At 46.8% G+C, this 18478-nt stretch carries 15 protein-coding genes; 8 read left to right on the top strand and 7 right to left on the bottom strand.

What is annotated here, in order from left to right:
* Positions 1-3: 3 nt before the first annotated feature.
* The 5 genes from W01_RS03105 to egtB form a co-directional block, all read right to left on the bottom strand.
* Positions 4-1080, bottom strand: coding sequence for a cell division protein ZipA C-terminal FtsZ-binding domain-containing protein (locus tag W01_RS03105; protein ID WP_173052153.1), 1077 nt, complete (start codon positions 1078-1080; stop codon positions 4-6).
* A 112-nt stretch (positions 1081-1192) separates the two neighbouring features.
* The gene (locus tag W01_RS03110) at positions 1193-2089 is read right to left on the bottom strand and encodes a recombination-associated protein RdgC (protein ID WP_173052154.1); all 897 of its coding nucleotides are present in this window, start codon (positions 2087-2089) and stop codon (positions 1193-1195) included.
* Positions 2090-2208: 119 nt separating this feature from the next.
* Positions 2209-2466: a hypothetical protein gene (locus W01_RS03115; RefSeq protein ID WP_173052155.1), complete on the bottom strand. Its 258-nt coding sequence runs from the start codon at positions 2464-2466 to the stop codon at positions 2209-2211.
* Positions 2467-2504: 38 nt separating this feature from the next.
* A complete protein-coding gene (egtD, locus tag W01_RS03120; RefSeq protein ID WP_198421333.1) occupies positions 2505-3470 on the bottom strand; it encodes an L-histidine N(alpha)-methyltransferase in 966 nt (321 codons plus the stop codon).
* Positions 3470-4750, bottom strand: coding sequence for an ergothioneine biosynthesis protein EgtB (egtB, locus tag W01_RS03125; protein WP_173052156.1), 1281 nt, complete (start codon positions 4748-4750; stop codon positions 3470-3472). Before egtB ends, egtD begins: the two co-directional genes overlap by 1 nt.
* 408 nt (positions 4751-5158) lie before the next feature.
* Here egtB and W01_RS03130 point away from each other — a divergent pair, with 408 nt between their 5' ends.
* From W01_RS03130 to W01_RS03160, 7 genes are all read left to right on the top strand, one after another.
* Positions 5159-5434: a type II toxin-antitoxin system ParD family antitoxin gene (locus W01_RS03130; protein WP_173052157.1), complete on the top strand. Its 276-nt coding sequence runs from the start codon at positions 5159-5161 to the stop codon at positions 5432-5434.
* Positions 5434-5730, top strand: coding sequence for a type II toxin-antitoxin system RelE/ParE family toxin (locus W01_RS03135; protein ID WP_173055696.1), 297 nt, complete (start codon positions 5434-5436; stop codon positions 5728-5730). The genes W01_RS03130 and W01_RS03135 overlap by 1 nt, the downstream gene beginning before the upstream one ends.
* A 417-nt stretch (positions 5731-6147) precedes the next feature.
* Complete coding sequence (locus tag W01_RS03140; RefSeq protein ID WP_173052158.1) at positions 6148-7704, top strand: type I restriction-modification system subunit M; 1557 nt, start codon at positions 6148-6150, stop codon at positions 7702-7704.
* Entirely contained in the window at positions 7701-8894 is a 1194-nt protein-coding gene (locus tag W01_RS03145) for a restriction endonuclease subunit S (protein ID WP_173052159.1), read from the top strand. Before W01_RS03140 ends, W01_RS03145 begins: the two co-directional genes overlap by 4 nt.
* Position 8895: 1 nt before the next feature.
* Positions 8896-10074 (top strand): AAA family ATPase, encoded by a 1179-nt coding sequence (locus W01_RS03150; protein ID WP_173052160.1) that lies wholly within the window; start codon positions 8896-8898, stop codon positions 10072-10074.
* On the top strand, positions 10067-13168 hold the full coding sequence (locus W01_RS03155; RefSeq protein ID WP_173052161.1) for a type I restriction endonuclease subunit R: 3102 nt from the start codon (positions 10067-10069) through the stop codon (positions 13166-13168). The genes W01_RS03150 and W01_RS03155 overlap by 8 nt, the downstream gene beginning before the upstream one ends.
* A 359-nt stretch (positions 13169-13527) precedes the next feature.
* Positions 13528-15393, top strand: coding sequence for an ABC-F family ATP-binding cassette domain-containing protein (locus tag W01_RS03160; protein WP_173052162.1), 1866 nt, complete (start codon positions 13528-13530; stop codon positions 15391-15393).
* 205 nt (positions 15394-15598) lie between these two features.
* Here W01_RS03160 and cysM read toward each other — a convergent pair whose 3' ends face one another.
* Together cysM and W01_RS03170 are read right to left on the bottom strand one after the other, a co-directional pair.
* Entirely contained in the window at positions 15599-16486 is an 888-nt protein-coding gene (cysM, locus tag W01_RS03165) for a cysteine synthase CysM (RefSeq protein WP_173052163.1), read from the bottom strand.
* A 243-nt stretch (positions 16487-16729) separates the two neighbouring features.
* Positions 16730-17038: a ComEA family DNA-binding protein gene (locus tag W01_RS03170; protein ID WP_173052164.1), complete on the bottom strand. Its 309-nt coding sequence runs from the start codon at positions 17036-17038 to the stop codon at positions 16730-16732.
* Between the two features lie 502 nt (positions 17039-17540).
* On the opposite strand from W01_RS03170, the gene W01_RS03175 reads away from it, so the two are divergent.
* Positions 17541-18446: a YihY/virulence factor BrkB family protein gene (locus W01_RS03175; RefSeq protein WP_173052165.1), complete on the top strand. Its 906-nt coding sequence runs from the start codon at positions 17541-17543 to the stop codon at positions 18444-18446.
* Positions 18447-18478: the final 32 nt, after the last annotated feature.

The following is an 18478-nucleotide window of genomic DNA, read 5'->3' on the forward strand; positions in this document are numbered from 1 at the left end:
AATCTAGGAAAACAGCCTGCGCGCCTGAGCGCTGCCAGCAGTAATATCGCTTGCTCGCATTTCAGCCTCAACAGCAGCAATACGCTCACGGATTAGCGTAATGCTATCTTCGCTTAATGCCACATGGTTCGCATCCACTATGGTTGCATGTAGTTCGCTAGCCAGCTGACGTGCCAAAATCACCATTTGGTCAAAACCTAAAGAGGGCTGCTCCACACGCGGCACGTCCAGCAACAAAGTCAGGCCATCTACCTGCAATTGGTCCAAAGTATGGTGTTGAAATGGTGTGTTGTCTTCATTGCACAGGCTGAACAGAGTATGTCCGTGCGTATCAAGTAGGTGAAAAGCACCGTCCGCTTGTAAACATAAATCGTACTGCTCAGCCACGCGCGCGACATCGTTGCCAGTCAGTATGTGTTTATCGCTGGGCAAAATATTAAGGCCGATCATCTGATCCACACTTGCGCAGAATTCATCCAGCGCTACCGCGTGCGCGGCAGTTTTTGCCACATCCGGCAGTACCACACTGGTATGCAATTGTGCTGCAATCATTCGCGCCAGCTCGCGAAAATCCATCAGTTTGACTTCACTCACCGCACCGGAACGATTCACCAGTTGTAATGCCAGTTTAAATGAGGTGTAAGCCAATGGACTATCGGCAATCACTTTCTCCCATTCGCCGTTCGCCGCACTCAAGCCGCACACATGGACGTTTTTACCAAAATCAAAGCGTTGCTGCCATAACAGTTTTAACGCATCTGTACCCACTGGGCTTTTAGGCGAAATCATTGCAATGTAATCAGTCTTCTCATCCAACAATACACACACTGCATCTATCGTGTAGCCGGGTTGCGATTCTTTGGGCAATATATCAATGGGTACAACCTGTTCCATCTTCTCGACCAGTAATTCATCTGTCGGCATGATTTCAGCTGGGCGATACAATATATCTTCATGCCTATGCTTGAACGCCGCACCGAACTTGCGCCGATGCTGGCGCTGCTGCAACCAATTATAAATATATATTATCAGCACCACGGCGACGCCGATGCCGAGCAAGCTAATTTGTAGTTCACTCATAATGGGAATAATGCGGTAGATTAATTTTCTGCATACTCGGCAAATCACACCGTTACGGTTGAATTATCGCAAGAGAGCTTAGAAATGGCAAAGGTCAATGAACCTTGTTGATTTAGTTTAAAGCATATTCTCCGCCCAGTGCATCCATGAGATCAGCCAACAAATGCGGCAGCTCACCGGTCATAATGGCAAAATCGGTGTCAAATGCATCATCTGCTTCACTGGTAGCAATTTGATCTTTAATAAAATCAAGTGGAACAATGCGTTTAAGTTGCAAATTTTCATTCAAAGTAAATGAAATTTTGTCTCTCCATGTCATGGCTAGCCGTGTTGCTTTTTTGCCTTCTTTAACATGCCTGATAATTTCTGCTGAATCAAGAGCGTGGCGTACATAACGCACCGTCGCTTTTTCATCGCCCATGCCGCATAGCTCACAATCGCGGTCAATGGTAAATGAAGCGGGAACATCATCTCCAGCAAGCCATTCTGTCATGACTGAAGTGGGTGACTTTCCGGTTTTGACCAGTGCAAGTGAACATCCCTCAATTGATTTATGTAACAACTCAATCAGCTCATCGGCTTTTGCGGCATTGGAAGTATCGATGACAAACCAGCCGCCCACTGGATCAATCCATGCACAGGTTTTGCGACGGAGTGCAAATGCGCGTGGGAGAAGCTCATCGGTGACGTGCTCCTTGATTTCCTTCATTTGCTTGCGGCCCGGCTTGTATCCTTGCTGTTCTTCAATTTCAGCAGCACGCAATTTCGCAAATTGATTGATAACGGAAACGGGGAGCAATTTTTTCTCCACACCCAGAGCGATTAGCATTTGCTGCCCCAGAATATGTACTAAAGGCTCATCTTCGGCTTTGGGAGAAATCCATCCACGACTTTGCATTTCCATGCTGAGACAGTTATGTAAAGTATGTTTCGAAAGCGCTGTTTCAAGCTCAGCAGGTGAAACGTTCCAGTTGGTAATGCGATAGATCTGAAGGTTTTTGAACCACATATTTTGCACTCAAATTTTTAATTATACTAAATAAATACCACCCAAATTTAAGCGCCATGATGATTTTATGAGTTCTCAATAAAGTGGATCTTTTGGATGGATAGGTGCAATTTTTGACATTACTTTTGCTTATGCTTTACTAGACGAATCGCTTTATCCAATTGCAAACGCGTTTGTTTGCTGGCTCTCTCGGATTTTATTGTCAATGCCTTTTGCACCATTGCGCAAAAAGCGATCAAATCCTGCCGGGGATAATTATCCTGCACGCCATTGTCCTGGAAAAATTCGGCAATCCAATGTGCATCCAATTTAGTTTTTCCCGTCTCCTGCAAATATTCCGTTGCAGCCATCTCGACGTATTCACTCAATTTGTGCATTTTTCTCCCTACCCCCAGCCAGGTCTGTCAGTAATCATTCATGAAACGCGAAGCAGATGGATACTGAAAAATTTATTAGCATCTGTCCAAAACATTTCCGAATGCCAGCCTGCGTTTCTCGCCAGGCCCTTAAATTCATCAGGCCGATATTTATAGGAATTTTCTGTATGAATAGTTTCCCCCACGCCTATCCAAAATTCCTCACCTGATATCCGGATAACTTGATCAAAGCGGCTAACCAAGTGCATTTCAACGCGCCCTGGCACAGGGTTGTAAAAGGCATAATGAGTGAATCCCTCCGGTTCGATCTCGGCTCCAAGTTCTCGCTCCATTCGTGCAAGTAAATTGAGGTTAAAAGCCTTGGTCAAACCTGCCTTATCGTTATAGGCGTTATTGAGAATCGCCGGATCTTTTTTGCAATCTACACCTATCAGCATCGAGCCATTGGGTCCGATTAATTTGGCTGCTTTGCGCAAGAGATTTTGCGCTTCTTCAGGTGTGTAATTGCCAATAGTAGAACCTGGAAAGAAAATTACGGGACGCAAATCACAGGATATGGGCAACGGCAGAACTTGTAGTTGAGTGTAATCCGCACAGACGGATAATATTTTGATGTCAGGATGCTGCGCGACCAAGCGTGCCTCTGTTTGTTCTAACTGCGGTTTGCAAATATCTATGAGTACGCAGGCTGCTGAAGAATCCAAATGACGCATAAGTAATGGCGTTTTCACTGCGCTGCCGCAACCAAATTCGACTAGGGCACAAGGTTGACCGATGAGGTCCATCATCTCAACACTATACTGATCCAGAATGGCCGTTTCAGTACGAGTCGGGTAGTATTCTGCAGTTTCACATATCTGCTGAAACAGCGCTGATCCTTGCGCATCGTAAAAATATTTCGGCGGAATCGAACGCTGTTGCTGGCGCAGACCGGCGCAAACATCTAACCGAAAATTTTCACTCTCGACAATATCTACTAAAACGTTGGGGTATTCCATTTGCATTACAAATCCTCTGCTAAACGTAAACCTGAGAATACCCAACGACTCCCTGGTGGAAAGAAATTTCGATAGCTCACCCTGATATGATCCTCTGCTGTTGCGCATGACCCGCCACGCAGCACCATCTGATTACACATGAATTTTCCGTTGTATTCACCTAACGCACCGGAAAGAGAGCGGAAGCCCGGATAAGATTGATAAGGGCTCTGAGTCCACTCCCAAAGATCACCGTAAAGCTGGGTTAGACCAGAACATCGAGCGCCATCTGGATGGAAGCGCCCGGAATCAAGGAAATTTCCTTCTATCGGCAACTTGGCGGCGGCGTATTCCCATTCGCTCTCGGTCGGTAGCCGCTTGCCAGACCATCGTGCGAAAGCATCGGCTTCATAGTAGCTCAGGTGAGCTACTGGTTCATTCAGGTCAATAAGCTGCTGACCCGCCAGCCCCGTTAACAACCAGTTATCCTCTTCTTTTATCCAATAAAGTGGGGCTTGCCATCCCTGCTCGTTGACAGTGCGCCAGCCATCGGAGAGCCAAAGCTCAGCCCGTTGATAACTTTTATCGGCGATGAAAGATAAATATTCTGCATTGGCGATTAGCCTTGTGCCCAAGCGAAAGTCTCTGAGAAAAGTTTTATGGCGTGGCCTTTCGTTGTCAAAAGAAAAACCTTGGTCATCATGCCCAATCTCGACAATACCGCCTCCAAATTCCTCCCAGGCCAATGGTGGTGGCTCTGGGCATCGAATCAGAGGCTGATTATGATAAGCCGGCTTTAGAGGATTAATGAAAAAATTGTATTTCACATCCATAAGCAAAAGCTCTTGATGCTGAATCTCATGCTCAATGCCCAAACGAATTCGTTCAGCAATCTCTTGCCAATTCTGCCCGGTGAAATTCAGCAAGATTTGATCAAGTGCGGCGTTTACGTGGCAGCGATAGTTATAAACCTCTGCTACGGTTGGACGAGAGAGAAGTCCACGCTGTGACCTGGGAAAGAAAGTACCAACCGTTTCATAATAGGAATTAAACAGATATCCGTAGGCATGATGAAAAACGACATAATTTTGCACAAAAGGCACTAAAACAAAGTTTTCAAAAAACCATGTGGTATGCGCCAAATGCCATTTGGGCGGACTGACATCAAGCATGCCCTGAATACAGTAATCCTCTTTTTCCAAAGGCGCGCAGAGAGCCTCCGTGCGCGCTCGCACCGACCTTAGTCGCTCTCTCAACAAGTGTGGATCAAGCTTATCGAAATTTTTCCGGGGGGAATTAATATTCATATATTCACCTTATCAGAAACCAGGAGATCATAAAAGCTTGCGGCTTTTTCCGCCGCGCACGTTGCACTGACCTCGCATGACATAAGAATTCATGGTGCGCAGCTTAAATCGGGAGAGGCATTATTCTCAACACATTTAATTTCGCTAACTATTGGAGCAAAACCCCATGTATAGATCAAGCAGATATCATCAAACGACTTTTTTAGGGGATACACTGCTGGAACTCATCGGCAAATCAGGCTGGGAATATCTGGTTTTTGCCCGATGAGGATGGCCTGCTAATTGTGATGAAGGGCTTAACTTGTTGAAAATTTCAGTTGTGAATAGCTTGCTAGACAACTTTTGTTGTATGGCGGTTTATGGCATAAACTGCCATACTGCTACTAATGTTTATTTGGGAGAATTGCCATGTCTATAAACGTATCTTTGCCACCTGAATTAGAGGCACGTGTTCGTCAGCGCGTTGAGTCTGGCATGTATGGCTCGGCAAGCGAAGTCATTCGTGAGGCGTTGCGGCTATTCGAAGCGTATGAACAGGTCAAGACAGTGAAACTCGACAGCCTGCGCCAAGATATTGCCAAGGGTTTGAACGATGCAAAAAACGATTTGGCAAAGGAAATTGATTTTGCCAACCTGAAGAAACAAGGTCGCCAGTTACTGAAAACTCGCAAGGCTGCTGCTTGATGCTTCGTATCCGCTTTACCAATTCAGCAGAAGCCGATCTGCTGGAGCTATGGTTGACCATAGCGGAAGAAAATCTGGTTGCAGCAGATGAATCTTTGGATTCCATTCAATCAACAGTTTCACTGTTGGCTACTCAGCCAGAGATGGGTAGGGCGCGCCCAGAATTGGCAAACGGGTTGCGCTGCTTTCCGACACGTACGTCATATATCATTTTCTACATGCTAGATAAAGATGGCCTGCTGGTTGTTCGTATGTTGCACCATGCCCGAGATATTGATGCAGATTATTTTTCTTAAGGGATTGGCATCGGTTCTTTTCATTGACCAAATTTACGGATGGCAAGGGTCGGGGCAATAAAAATTGCTGAAAGTCAACTAACGATAAACGTTGTTATCAATAGTCAGGATTCGGAACTGTTGTTGCCATTATCAAGTGTCATTGTTACATTGAGCTGTTGAGATACTCACCAATACCCAAAGGAATGGCTGCTTTTCGGCCATAGCCGACTTCAGCAATGAGCGCAGAAACGTCCGCTAAGCTAAGAAGACCTCAGTTCGAGTCCGGGGCGACGAGCCAATCCGGTACACCTAACGGCACCCTTTATATATGTGCCATTATCTTTATGTAGAACGGTTAAATGCCTCTCCAAGAAAGTACAATATAGAATAAAGCTCTCCCCGCTTGCAACAACAAATCAAAACAGGAATGACAGAATGACAAGTACCCAACAACGCGCAGCAGTGCAACGCCAGATCTGGCAAATCGCCAATGAGGTACGCGGCGCAGTCGATGGCTGGGATTTCAAGCAGTATGTGCTCGGCACCCTGTTTTATCGCTTTATCAGTGAAAACTTTGCCAATTACATCGAAGGTGGTGATGACAGCATCGATTATGCGAAGGTCCCCGATAGTATCATTACCCCGGAAATCAAAGATGATGCCATTAAAACCAAGGGCTACTTTATCTATCCCAGCCAGCTGTTTGCCAACATCGCCGCCAGCGCCAACACCAACGAAAGCTTGAATACCGATCTGGCTGCCATCTTTGCCGCCATCGAAAGCTCAGCCAACGGCTACCCATCCGAGCGCGACATTAAAGGCCTGTTTGCCGATTTCGACACCACCAGCAACCGCCTCGGCAACACCGTGGTCGACAAGAACACCCGTTTGGCTGCTGTACTCAAAGGCGTGGCCCGGCTGGATTTTGGTGATTTTGACGGCAGCCACATTGACCTGTTTGGCGTTGCCTACGAATTCCTGATCTCCAACTACGCCGCCAATGCCGGCAAATCCGGTGGCGAGTTTTTCACCCCGCAACATGTGTCCAGGCTGATTGCCCAGCTGGCCATGCATAAGCAAACCAGCGTCAACAAGATTTATGACCCGGCGTGTGGTTCTGGCTCGCTGCTGCTGCAAGCCAAAAAACACTTCGACGCCCACATCATTGAAGACGGTTTTTGGGGGCAGGAGCTCAACCACACCACCTACAACTTGGCGCGTATGAACATGTTCTTGCACAACATTAACTACGACAAGTTCGATATCCAGCTCGGTGATACGCTGCGAAATCCGCATTTTGGTGACGACAAACCCTTTGATGCCATCGTCTCCAACCCGCCTTACTCGGTGAAATGGATCGGCGCAGACGACCCCACCCTGATCAACGATGACCGCTTTGCCCCCGCTGGCGTGCTGGCCCCCAAATCCAAAGCCGACTTTGCCTTTGTGCTGCATGCGCTCAGCTACCTATCCAGCAAAGGCCGCGCCGCTATTGTCTGCTTTCCCGGCATTTTTTACCGGGGCGGTGCCGAGCAGAAAATTCGCCGATATCTGGTGGATAACAATTACGTTGAAACCGTGATCTCGTTAGCACCCAACCTGTTTTTTGGCACCACCATCGCCGTGAATATTTTGGTGCTCTCCAAACACAAAACCGACACCACCACCCAGTTTATTGATGCCAGTGGCCTGTTTAAAAAGGAAAGCAATAACAACGTACTCACAGCGACGCACATCGAACACATCATGCAGGTGTTCGACAGCAAAGCCGATAGTGAGCACTTTGCCAAATCGGTGAACTTTGATGCCATCGCCGCCAACGATTTCAACCTGTCGGTCAGCAGCTATATCGCAGCCAAGGACATCCGCGAAGTGGTGGATATTGGCGAGCTAAATGTCGAGCTGAAAATCACGGTCGCCCGGATAGCCCACCTGCGGTCGGATATCGACGCCATTGTGGCGGAGATTGAAGGCAAGGAGCTTGAAGCATGAACAGTATGAACTTTATGGAAAGGCTTCTGGATGGCGTTGGGGTGGAAGAGAAGGCGTTAGAAGAAATTGCCATAAAAATTTCGTCCGGCGGAACTCCGAAAACTGGTGTCGCTGAATATTATGACGGCGATATCCCTTGGTTGCGGACTCAAGAAGTTGATTTCGGGGAAATTTGGGATACAGGTGTAAAAATAACCGAAGCTGGATTAAAAAATTCCAGCGCAAACTGGATACCTGAAAACTGTGTGATCGTTGCAATGTACGGAGCAACGGTCGGAAAAATTGGGGTTAACAAAATTCCGATGTCCACAAATCAGGCGTGCGCTAATATTCAGCTTAATGGGAATATCGCAAACTACCGTTATGTTTTCCATTTTTTATCCAGCCAATATGAATATATAAAATCTCTCGGGGAAGGCTCTCAGACAAATATAAATGCAGGGATTGTGAAAAAGCTCCCAATCCCCATCCCCTGCCCAGAAAACCCAGAAAGATCGCTTAAAATTCAAGCCGAAATCGTCCGCATTTTGGACACCTTTACCGAACTGATCGCCGAGCTGACCGCCGAGCTGACCGCCCGCAAAAAGCAATACAACTACTATCGCGACCAGTTGTTGAGTTTTGAAGAAGGGGAAGTGGAGTGGAAGACGTTGGGGGATCTGGCAGAGAATCTTGATTCGATGCGAAAGCCCATCACGAGTGGCTTAAGAGATCCGGGTGATATTCCGTACTATGGTGCATCAGGCATTGTCGATTACGTTAAAGGCTATATCTTCGATGGGGATTTTTTACTTGTTTCCGAAGACGGTGCTAATTTGTTGGCACGAAATACCCCAATAGCTTTTAGCATCAACGGAAAAAGCTGGGTGAACAATCACGCACACATCCTTAAATTCGAAACATACGCTGAGCGCAGATACGTTGAATATTATATAAACAGCATTGATTTAACGCCCTATATTTCCGGCGCAGCTCAGCCAAAGCTAAACAAGAAGAATTTGGAAAGCATCAGCATTCCGAATCCTTCCCCCGAAGAAAAAGAGCGCATTGTCACAATTTTGGACAAATTCGACGCCCTTGCCAATTCCATCAGAGAAGGCTTGCCTCGCGAAATTGCATTGCGCCAAAAGCAACACGAGCATTACCGCGACTTGCTGTTGAGCTTCCCTAAACCAGAGGTGGTGGCCTAACATGAGCAAGACGCTAACGGAAATAGCTCAGCAACTGAGCACACCCAAAACAGTCAAAAAAACTGTGCCTGAAAAAACTAAGGAAGTTGAAGAAGCCAAACCCGTTCCAAAGGTACAGCTAATATATGCATTTAATGGAACGGGTAAAACTCGACTGTCTCGAGAATTCAAAGAGTTAATTGCACCAAAAACCGACGCTGAAGAGGCACAACAATCGGAGTTGGCGCAAAAGAAAATCCTTTATTACAGCGCATTTACGGAAGATTTGTTCTATTGGGACAACGACTTGGAGCTTGATGCTGAGCCGAAATTAAAAATTCAACCCAATTCTTTCACCAAATGGGTGCTTGAAGAGCAAGGTCAAGACCAGAACATTACCGCTACTTTTCAGCACTACACCAATGAAAAATTAACGCCTCATTTTAGTTCTGACTTTTCGGAAGTCAGCTTCTCATTCGAGCGAGGGAATAGTGAACTAGAGTCAAATATTAAGATTTCAAAAGGCGAAGAAAGCAACTTTATTTGGAGTGTGTTTCATTCGCTGATTGAGCAAATGATTTCTGAATTAAACATTGCCGAAGTTACCAATCGATCAACTGATGTTTTTAATAATTTGGAATACGTTTTCATTGATGACCCTGTGAGCTCACTGGATGAGAACCATTTAATTGAGCTGGCCGTCAATTTGGCGGAGCTAATCAAATCCAGCCAGTCAGGCCTGAAGTTTATCGTCACGACGCACAACCCGCTATTTTACAATGCGCTCTACAATGAACTGAACAAAAAAGCTTGCTATCTATTGGAGCGTTTTGAAGATGGCACCTTTGCCCTGACTGAAAAACACGGCGACTCCAACATGAGTTTTTCCTACCATCTGTATTTAAAGCAAATCATTGAGCAGGCGATTGCTGAGAGTAAAGTTCAAAAATACCACTTTACGCTGTTGCGAAACCTGTATGAAAAAACCGCCAGCTTTCTCGGCTACCCGAAATGGTCAGAACTTTTGCCAGATGATAAACAGCTGTATCTAAACCGAATCGTTAACTTTACAAGCCATAGCACGCTATCCAATGAAACTGTTGCAGAGCCAACGCCGCAAGAGAAGGCCATGGTTGAATTGCTGCTCGATCACTTGAAAAGCAACTATGGCTTTTGGCAGAAGGAAACTCAAAATGGTTGACTACACCAAACCCATCGCCGAATCGAATAACTTCATCGTTCTGGATAAATACAGCAAAGACTGGCAAGTCAACGAAAGCTACCAAAGCGAATATGATTTGGAGCGTGAATTTATTCAGGATTTGCAGAATCAGGGCTATGACTATGTGTCCGATTTAAACACGCCAGATAAACTGCTGGCCAATGCGCGCGAGCAGCTGCAAGCCCTGAATAATATGCAATTTGCTGATAGCGAGTGGTTGCGTTTTGTAGAAACCTATCTGGATAAACCCAGCGACAGCGTCGTCGATAAAACCCGCAAAATTCACGATGACTATATTCACGATTTTGTGTTTGACGATGGCCGCATTAAGAACATCTACCTATTAGACAAAAAGAACATTGCCCGCAACAAGGTGCAAGTCATCAAGCAGTTTGAGCAAACCGGCGGTCACGCCAACCGCTACGATGTGACGATCTTGGTCAATGGCCTGCCCTTAGTGCAAGTTGAGCTGAAGAAACGCGGTGTGGCGATTCACGAAGCCTTTAATCAGGTGCACCGCTACAGCAAAGAGAGTTTTAACAGCGAGCATTCCTTGTTCAAGTATTTGCAGCTGTTTGTGATCTCCAACGGTACCGACAGCCGTTATTTTGCCAACACCACGGCGCGTAATAAAAACAGCTTCGACTTCACCATAAACTGGGCGAAGGCGGATAACAGTCTGATTAAAGACCTGAAAGACTTTACCGGCACGTTTTTCCAGAAGAACACCTTGCTCAATGTACTGCTGCATTATTCGGTGTTTGATGTGAGTGATATCTTGCTGGTGATGCGCTCCTACCAGATTGCTGCCACCGAGCGAATTTTGTGGAAAATCAAAAGCGCCTATCAAGCCAAAAGCTGGAGTAATACTGAAAGTGGCGGGTTTATCTGGCACACCACCGGCTCGGGCAAGACACTGACCAGTTTTAAAGCGGCGCGTTTGGCGACTGAGCTGGATTTTATCGATAAGGTATTTTTTGTGGTGGATCGTAAAGATCTGGATTATCAGACCATGAAGGAATACCAGCGCTTTTCGCCAGATAGTGTCAATGGCTCTGACAGCACCGCCGGCCTCAAGCGCAACCTAGATAAGGACGACAACAAAATCATCGTCACCACCATTCAGAAGCTCAACAACCTGATGAAAAGCGAAGGCGACCTGCCCATCTATAACAAGCAGGTGGTGTTTATTTTTGATGAATGCCACCGCAGCCAGTTTGGCGAAGCACAGAAAAACCTGAAGAAAAAATTTAAAAAGTTTTATCAGTTTGGCTTTACCGGTACACCGATATTTCCGCAAAATGCCCTTGGCGCAGAGACGACCGCCAGCGTGTTTGGCAGCGAGCTGCATTCCTATGTCATCACCGACGCTATCCGTGATGAAAAGGTATTGAAGTTCAAGGTCGATTACAACGATGTACGCCCACAGTTCAAAGCAATTGAAAGCGAGCAGGACGAGAAAAAACTCAGTGCAGCAGAAAACAAGCAAGCCTTGTTGCACCCTGACCGTATTCGAGAGATTTCGCAGTACATCTTAAATAACTTCCGGCAAAAAACCCATCGCCTGCAAGCCGGCGCCAAAGGCTTTAATGCCATGTTTGCCGTGAGCAGCGTGGATGCCGCCAAGCTGTATTACGAGTCGTTCAAGGATTTGCAAAAAGGCAGCGATAAGCCACTGAAAGTGGCCACCATCTTCTCGTTTGCAGCCAATGAAGAACAGGATGCCGTAGGCGATATTCTGGATGAAAGCTTTGATGTTTCCGCCATGAATAGCAGCGCCAAAGAATTTTTAAACGCGGCCATTGCTGACTATAACGCGCTGTCTAAAACCAATTTCAGCGTGGATAGCAATGGCTTTCAAAACTATTACCGCGATCTTGCCAAGCAAGTGAAAGCCAAGGAAATCGACTTGCTGATTGTGGTGGGCATGTTTATGACCGGCTTTGATGCCCCCACGCTGAACACCTTGTTTGTTGATAAAAACCTGCGCTACCACGGTTTGATGCAAGCCTATTCGCGCACCAACCGTATTTATGATGCCACCAAAACCTTTGGCAATATCGTCACCTTCCGCGATTTAGAGCAAGCCACAATCGATGCCATTACCCTGTTTGGTGATACAAACACCAAAAACGTGGTGCTGGAAAAAAGCTATAAGGAATACATGGAAGGCTTTACAGATGTGGTCACTGGTGAAGCCCGACGTGGATATATTGAGGTGGCCAAGGAATTACAGCAGCGCTTCCCCAGCCCTGCGGAGATTGTTAAAGAATCCGAAAAAAAAGCCTTCGCGAAATTATTTGGTGAATATTTGCGCGTTGAGAATGTGCTGCAAAACTACGATGAATTCGCCAGCCTGAAAGCCTTGCAAACCTTTGATATGAGTGACCCGCAGGCGGTTGAGGCATTTAAGGCACAGCATTATTTAAACGATGATGACTTGGCAACACTGCAAGCGATTCAGGTGCCTGCTGAACGAAAAATCCAGGATTACCGTTCAACCTACAACGACGTTCGCGACTGGCTGCGTCGGGAAAAATCTTCCGATGAAAAAGAAAAATCCACCATTGATTGGGATGACGTGGTCTTTGAAGTCGATCTGCTTAAGTCACAAGAGATCAACCTGGACTACATTCTGGAACTGATTTTTGAAAACAATAAAAAGGTCAAGGACAAAGCCTTACTGGTTGAAGACGTACGCCGGGTGATTCGCGCGAGTCTTGGCAACCGCGCCAAAGAAAGCTTGCTGGTTGATTTTATTAATCAAACCGATCTGGACAAGATTGGCGATACGGCCAGTGTTATCGATGCCTTCTTCACCTTTGCACAAGCGGAACAACAGCGTGAGGCTGCGGAACTCATTAACGCTGAAAACCTTAATACAGAGGCGGCCAGGCGTTATATCGCAACCTCCCTAAAGCGGGAATTTGCTAGTGACAACGGCACTGAGCTCAACGCCATTCTGCCTAAAATGAGTCCGTTAAACCCACAATATCTGACAAAAAAACAAAGTGTTTTTCAGAAGATTGCGGCTTTTGTTGAGAAGTTTAAAGGCGTGGGGGGACAGGTTTAATCTAAGTAGCTCGGGGAAAAGCCATGCATAACAAGGCACTGCTATCGGACATTTTTCCGCTGAGCTCCTAATTTGCCGCAGAGCGCGGCGTTAAATCAGAACTGACAGATACCAGTTACCAGATTTGTTCGAACCGACGAGTTGATCTGGACTCGAACTAAGGTCTCCTTAGCATGCGTAGTGGACATGGCGGTGCTCGTTGCTGAAGTCGGCTATGGCCGAAAAGCGGTCCGTTCCCATAACATCTCGACCGTCTAAAAATGACATATTGCTGCGAGTGACGAATAGCCACAATCGGACAAGCTAACCCAGCTTCAGCTCTAATATTTAAGGCGTGGCACGTCTGGTATCATTACACCATGCTAAACATTCAAAATCTGACGTACCTGCAAGGCGGCACTACGCTATTGCAGCAAGTAAATTTTCAGGCGTACGCCAGCCAGCGTATCGGGTTGGTAGGCAAAAATGGCTGCGGCAAATCCACGCTATTTCGCCTGATTCGCGGCGAAGTTTTGCCGGACAGCGGCGAAATATCGCTGCAATCCGGCAAGACAATCGCTTTTGTCGAGCAGGAAATCGCTAACTCGGATCAGCCCGCTTTGGAGTTTGTGCTCGACGGCGATGTGGAGTTGCGTGAGCTTGAAAAAAATCTGGCGCGAGAGCAGCATGATCCAGCCTGGTTCGATGCTCAGCACCGCTACGAAGCAATTAATGGCTACGTGGCCAAAGCTCGTGCCGCTCAACTGCTGAATGGATTAGGTTTTGCCAACGATACCCTGGAGCGCCCGGCCAGCAGCTTTTCCGGAGGTTGGCGCATGCGTTTGAATCTAGCCCGCGCGCTAATGCATAGAGCCGATTTACTGTTGCTGGATGAACCCACCAATCACCTCGACTTGGAGGCGATCCTCTGGCTTGAACAATACCTTGCACGTTACCCCGGCAGCCTTATTCTGGTTTCGCATGACCGCGAATTTCTCAATGCCTGCGTCAACCGCATCGCCCATGTCCACAACCAAGTGATTGATAGCTATACCGGAAACTACGACGATTTCGAGCGTGCCCGCGCCGAGCGCATAGCACAGCAAAATCAAGCTTTTCACCAGCAGCAGGAAAAAATTGCGCACTTGGAAGATTTTGTCCGCCGCTTCAGTGCCAAGGCAACCAAGGCTAAACAAGCACAGAGCCGCGTTAAAGCGCTGGAGCGGCTCACGCGCATCGCCCCGGCCCATATTACAGATGGCCATTTCGAGCTAGAGATCGAAGCGCCGGAGCGTAGCCCCGATTTATTACTACGTGCCGATAAAATGGGCTTTAGTTATGGCGACAAAGCCCTATTCCATAATGTTGACTTGGTACTGCGAGCGGGCGCGCGCATTGCCTTGCTCGGGCCGAACGGCGCCGGGAAGTCCACCCTAATCAAGCTGTTGGTGGGCGAGCTTAAGCCCACCTTGGGTCAGCTGGAAATCCCGCCGGACATCCGCATCGGTTATTTCGCCCAGCATCAGCTGGAAAACCTGGACAGCGCGGCTACGCCTTTGCAACACATGGAAAAACTGGCACCCAAAGTAACGACACTGGCACTACGCACTTTTCTCGGCCGTTTCGGTCTGGCTGGAGACAGCGAAGATCGCCCGGTGGCAAGCTTTTCCGGTGGCGAAAAAAGCCGTTTGGCGCTGGCCCTGCTTGCTTGGCAAAAGCCACATTTATTGTTGCTCGACGAACCAACTAACCATCTCGATCTGGACATGCGCGACGCTCTCACGCTGGCGCTCGAGGAATATACCGGCGCAGTGGTATTGGTGTCCCACGATCGCAGCCTGATCCGTGCCGTAGCCGATGAGTTATGGCTGGTTGCGGATGGCAATGCCAAACTGTTTGATGGCGATCTGGAAGACTACAAAAATTGGATCGAAACACGCCGCCCGCGCGAAACCGCTCAAGCTCAGCCAGAAAAATCGCGCCAGCCAACCGTATCCAAGCCAAATAAGAAGGTACTTCTATCGAAACAATCCAAACTCGAAGCCGTGCTCTCAAAAGCTCAGGCGGAACTGGCTGAAGTCAATCGCCAGTTGGCTGATCCAGCTACCTATGTCAATCCTGACCGTGATGAAATCATCAAGCTGAACACCTTGCATACAACCTTCGAAAAAAAAGTGGCCGAATTGGAGGAAAGCTGGCTTGAACTTGAAATGGCTCTTGAAATGGCTATGGAAGAAGGAATCTAGCTCCGACGACCCAATATCCTTAAGGCCACGTTGAACAAATCCGTTCGCGTTGAGCTTGTCAAAACGAGCTTGTCAAAAAAAGCTTGTCGAAACAAGCTTGTCAAAACACAATCCTTGCAAATCAATAAGTTGCCAATGGTTTCGACAGGCTCAGCCCGAACGGAGGGACTTGTTCAGCATTGCCTTAATTTCAAAAGCAAGCACATCACGCTGGAAATACACCTGTGCTCAAATAACGATCTCCACGATCACACACAATGAACACGATGGTTGCGTTTTGCACCGTCTGCGCTACGCGTAGGGCCACTGCTAGCGCACCGCCGGATGAGATGCCACAAAAAATGCCTTCTTCACTCGCCAGACGACGAGTCATTTCTTCCGCCTCTTGCTGACCAACGTTCTCCAGCTTGTCTACACGTTTGGTATCATAAATTTTCGGAAGGTAAGCTTCAGGCCATTTGCGAATGCCGGGGATTTGCGCACCTTCTTCCGGTTGTGCACCGATGATTTGAATGTGGGGATTTTTTTCCTTGAAATAGCGCGAACATCCCATGATTGTGCCGGTGGTGCCCATACTACTAATGAAATGAGTGATACCACCTTGCGTATCTCGCCAAATTTCCGGGGCGGTGCCCTGATAATGAGCCAGAGGATTGTCCACGTTAGCGAATTGGTCGAGGATGACCCCGCGCCCTTCGTCGCGTAGTTTCTCTGCCATATCGCGCGCCAATTCCATGCTGCCCTCCTGGGATGTCAGCACCAATTCCGCGCCATAGGCGCGCATGCTCTGTCGACGCTCGATACTCTGGTTTTCAGGCATTACCAGTATCATCTTATAGCCTCGCATGGCTGCTACCATCGCAAGTGCAATGCCAGTATTGCCACTGGTTGCTTCTATTAGCGTGTCACCGGGTTTAATATCACCGCGCTTTTCGGCCTGCATGATCATTGAGAGCGCAGGACGATCTTTCACCGAGCCCGCAGGATTGTTGCCTTCCAACTTGGCCAACAGCACATTACTCGTTACACCGGGAATACGTTTTAGCCGGACCAGCGGCGTGTTGCCAACAAAATGTTCAATAGTGTGGTACATCTATATGTTCCTGAAACAAAGGTATTATCTTACCATTACATACAGGTACAAATAACAACCCCGTCAAGCTCACGCCAGACGGGGTTGTTATTTGTACTACATCAAAAACTTAAAATAAAACCTTGTATAGCCTTAGATGACCGGGAATGGTATCTAACCTGTAATGGGGAAAAGCAAAACAACCCAATACTTACCGGTATCATCGTTGCAGGCGTAAACAGAATCTCAGCTATAAATTACTTTTCACTTTGTTTTTTTGTCGGTTGCTTTAACTGCCGCTGGCTTGTTAGCAGGAGAAATACCGGCCACTGTCAACTCGGAACGTAATTTTTTTACCGACTTGCTACCAAAACCTTTAACATTTTCTAATTCATCTACGCTCTTGAATGCACCATTCTTTTTGCGGTAATCGATGATTAATTGAGCCTTCACCGGGCCTATACCCTTCACTCCATCTAAATCATCCTTTGTGGCCGTATTCAGGTTCACAGTAGCCATCGCCATGCTGGTAGAAATAATTAGTGAAATAAACGTCAGTAGCAATTTTTTCATTATAGCCCTCTTGCAAAAATGAACGACGGAGTCGCCCTTCGATCAAAAACGCATGGCACCCTAACAACGTTGACTGGCCTAACAAAACTCACATAATCCACCTAAGGAGACGCTGATTAATTCAAAATTTCGCGGAATTTATAGCGTAACAAATTGATTTTTAAATATATTTAACTATTAAATGCGAGTTAATCAGCGCTTCCCTAATTTTCCACCGTAAGCGTCTCTTGTCATAATTTCCACTGATATTAATAAAAATATTAATTCAAAGCAGGCGATTGCTATTAACAGACTATGTGAAAATTCAAATATGGTCGGTGTATGTAACGGACAGAGTAGACCATGTAAAGAGGATAGAATTTATAATAGAGTACCCTGGCGGGGTAGTAGCTGCGCTCTTATGATTCACTGACTTTCAATCAGCATTAATGCCAAGGATATTTGGCAGGCGTAAGTATCAAAACCAGTTATCTAACGAGGTGTGATAATTAAGAGCAATCCAATGAATATCAAACAAATTTTTAATCTTATCAAAGCCACTTTTACAGCGTGGATTGATGACAATGCACCCAGCATGGGAGCAGCACTTGCCTATTACACCGTGTTTTCGATTGCTCCACTTCTACTAATTGTTATATCTGTAGCGGGACTTATTTTTGGCGTTGATGTAGCAAGGGGAGAGATTTTTACTCAACTACAGGGCTTAATGGGGAAAACCGGGGCATTAGTTGTACAAGGTTTGCTTGAAAGCGTGAGTAAACCGGCAGAGAGTGTAACTGCCGCTATTATTGGCGTGATTTTGCTCCTTGTTGGTGCAACTACAGTATTTGCCGAGTTGCAGGACGACCTGGATAGAATATGGCGTGCACCAAAAAGAACCGAAGATGCGGGGATATTTGGATTAATCCGCACGCGAGTGCTTTCTTTTGGAATGATCTTGGGAATAGGTTTTTTATTGATTGTTTCGCTTATATTTAGTGCTGCGTTGGCAGCATTAGGGAAATGGTGGGAGCCTGTATTTGGCGGGTTTAGGCTACTCGCAAACTTAGTCGATATTACGCTGAGTTTTTTGATAATTACCCTTGCATTTGCAATGATCTACAAGTTAATGCCACGAATGAAGATCGATTGGCGCGATGTATGGATTGGTGCGGTGGTTACCGCGTTTCTGTTTACAATCGGCAAATTCCTGATCGGTTTTTATATTGGCAGAAGTGGCGTTGCTTCAGGATTTGGAGCGGCAGGGTCGCTTGTTGTTTTATTGGTATGGATATATTACTCAGCTCAGATTTTTTTGATGGGTGCGGAATTTACGCGGATCTACTCTTATACGTTCGGATCGCACAAAGATCAGCCCACACAAACGGCAACTGGTCTGGCTAACAAAACAGAAATTCGCATCTCTTGAATATTTGCTTGAGTATGCTATGCAAATGGTGT

The organism is Candidatus Nitrotoga sp. AM1P, assembly GCF_013168275.1.
GTDB lineage: Bacteria > Pseudomonadota > Gammaproteobacteria > Burkholderiales > Gallionellaceae > Nitrotoga.

What these genes read in the sequence shown, in the direction of transcription:
- egtB (WP_173052156.1), bottom strand. Translation starts at nt 4,750, where the DNA reads ATGAATATTAATTCCCCCCGGAAAAATTTCGATAAGCTTGATCCACAC.
- W01_RS03175 (WP_173052165.1), top strand. Translation starts at nt 17,541, where the DNA reads ATGAATATCAAACAAATTTTTAATCTTATCAAAGCCACTTTTACAGCG.
- W01_RS03110 (WP_173052154.1), bottom strand. Translation starts at nt 2,089, where the DNA reads ATGTGGTTCAAAAACCTTCAGATCTATCGCATTACCAACTGGAACGTT.
- W01_RS03115 (WP_173052155.1), bottom strand. Translation starts at nt 2,466, where the DNA reads ATGCACAAATTGAGTGAATACGTCGAGATGGCTGCAACGGAATATTTG.
- W01_RS03160 (WP_173052162.1), top strand. Translation starts at nt 13,528, where the DNA reads ATGCTAAACATTCAAAATCTGACGTACCTGCAAGGCGGCACTACGCTA.
- W01_RS03140 (WP_173052158.1), top strand. Translation starts at nt 6,148, where the DNA reads ATGACAAGTACCCAACAACGCGCAGCAGTGCAACGCCAGATCTGGCAA.
- W01_RS03135 (WP_173055696.1), top strand. Translation starts at nt 5,434, where the DNA reads ATGCTTCGTATCCGCTTTACCAATTCAGCAGAAGCCGATCTGCTGGAG.
- W01_RS03145 (WP_173052159.1), top strand. Translation starts at nt 7,701, where the DNA reads ATGAACAGTATGAACTTTATGGAAAGGCTTCTGGATGGCGTTGGGGTG.
- W01_RS03170 (WP_173052164.1), bottom strand. Translation starts at nt 17,038, where the DNA reads ATGAAAAAATTGCTACTGACGTTTATTTCACTAATTATTTCTACCAGC.
- cysM (WP_173052163.1), bottom strand. Translation starts at nt 16,486, where the DNA reads ATGTACCACACTATTGAACATTTTGTTGGCAACACGCCGCTGGTCCGG.
- W01_RS03155 (WP_173052161.1), top strand. Translation starts at nt 10,067, where the DNA reads ATGGTTGACTACACCAAACCCATCGCCGAATCGAATAACTTCATCGTT.
- W01_RS03130 (WP_173052157.1), top strand. Translation starts at nt 5,159, where the DNA reads ATGTCTATAAACGTATCTTTGCCACCTGAATTAGAGGCACGTGTTCGT.
- W01_RS03105 (WP_173052153.1), bottom strand. Translation starts at nt 1,080, where the DNA reads ATGAGTGAACTACAAATTAGCTTGCTCGGCATCGGCGTCGCCGTGGTG.
- egtD (WP_198421333.1), bottom strand. Translation starts at nt 3,470, where the DNA reads ATGCAAATGGAATACCCCAACGTTTTAGTAGATATTGTCGAGAGTGAA.
- W01_RS03150 (WP_173052160.1), top strand. Translation starts at nt 8,896, where the DNA reads ATGAGCAAGACGCTAACGGAAATAGCTCAGCAACTGAGCACACCCAAA.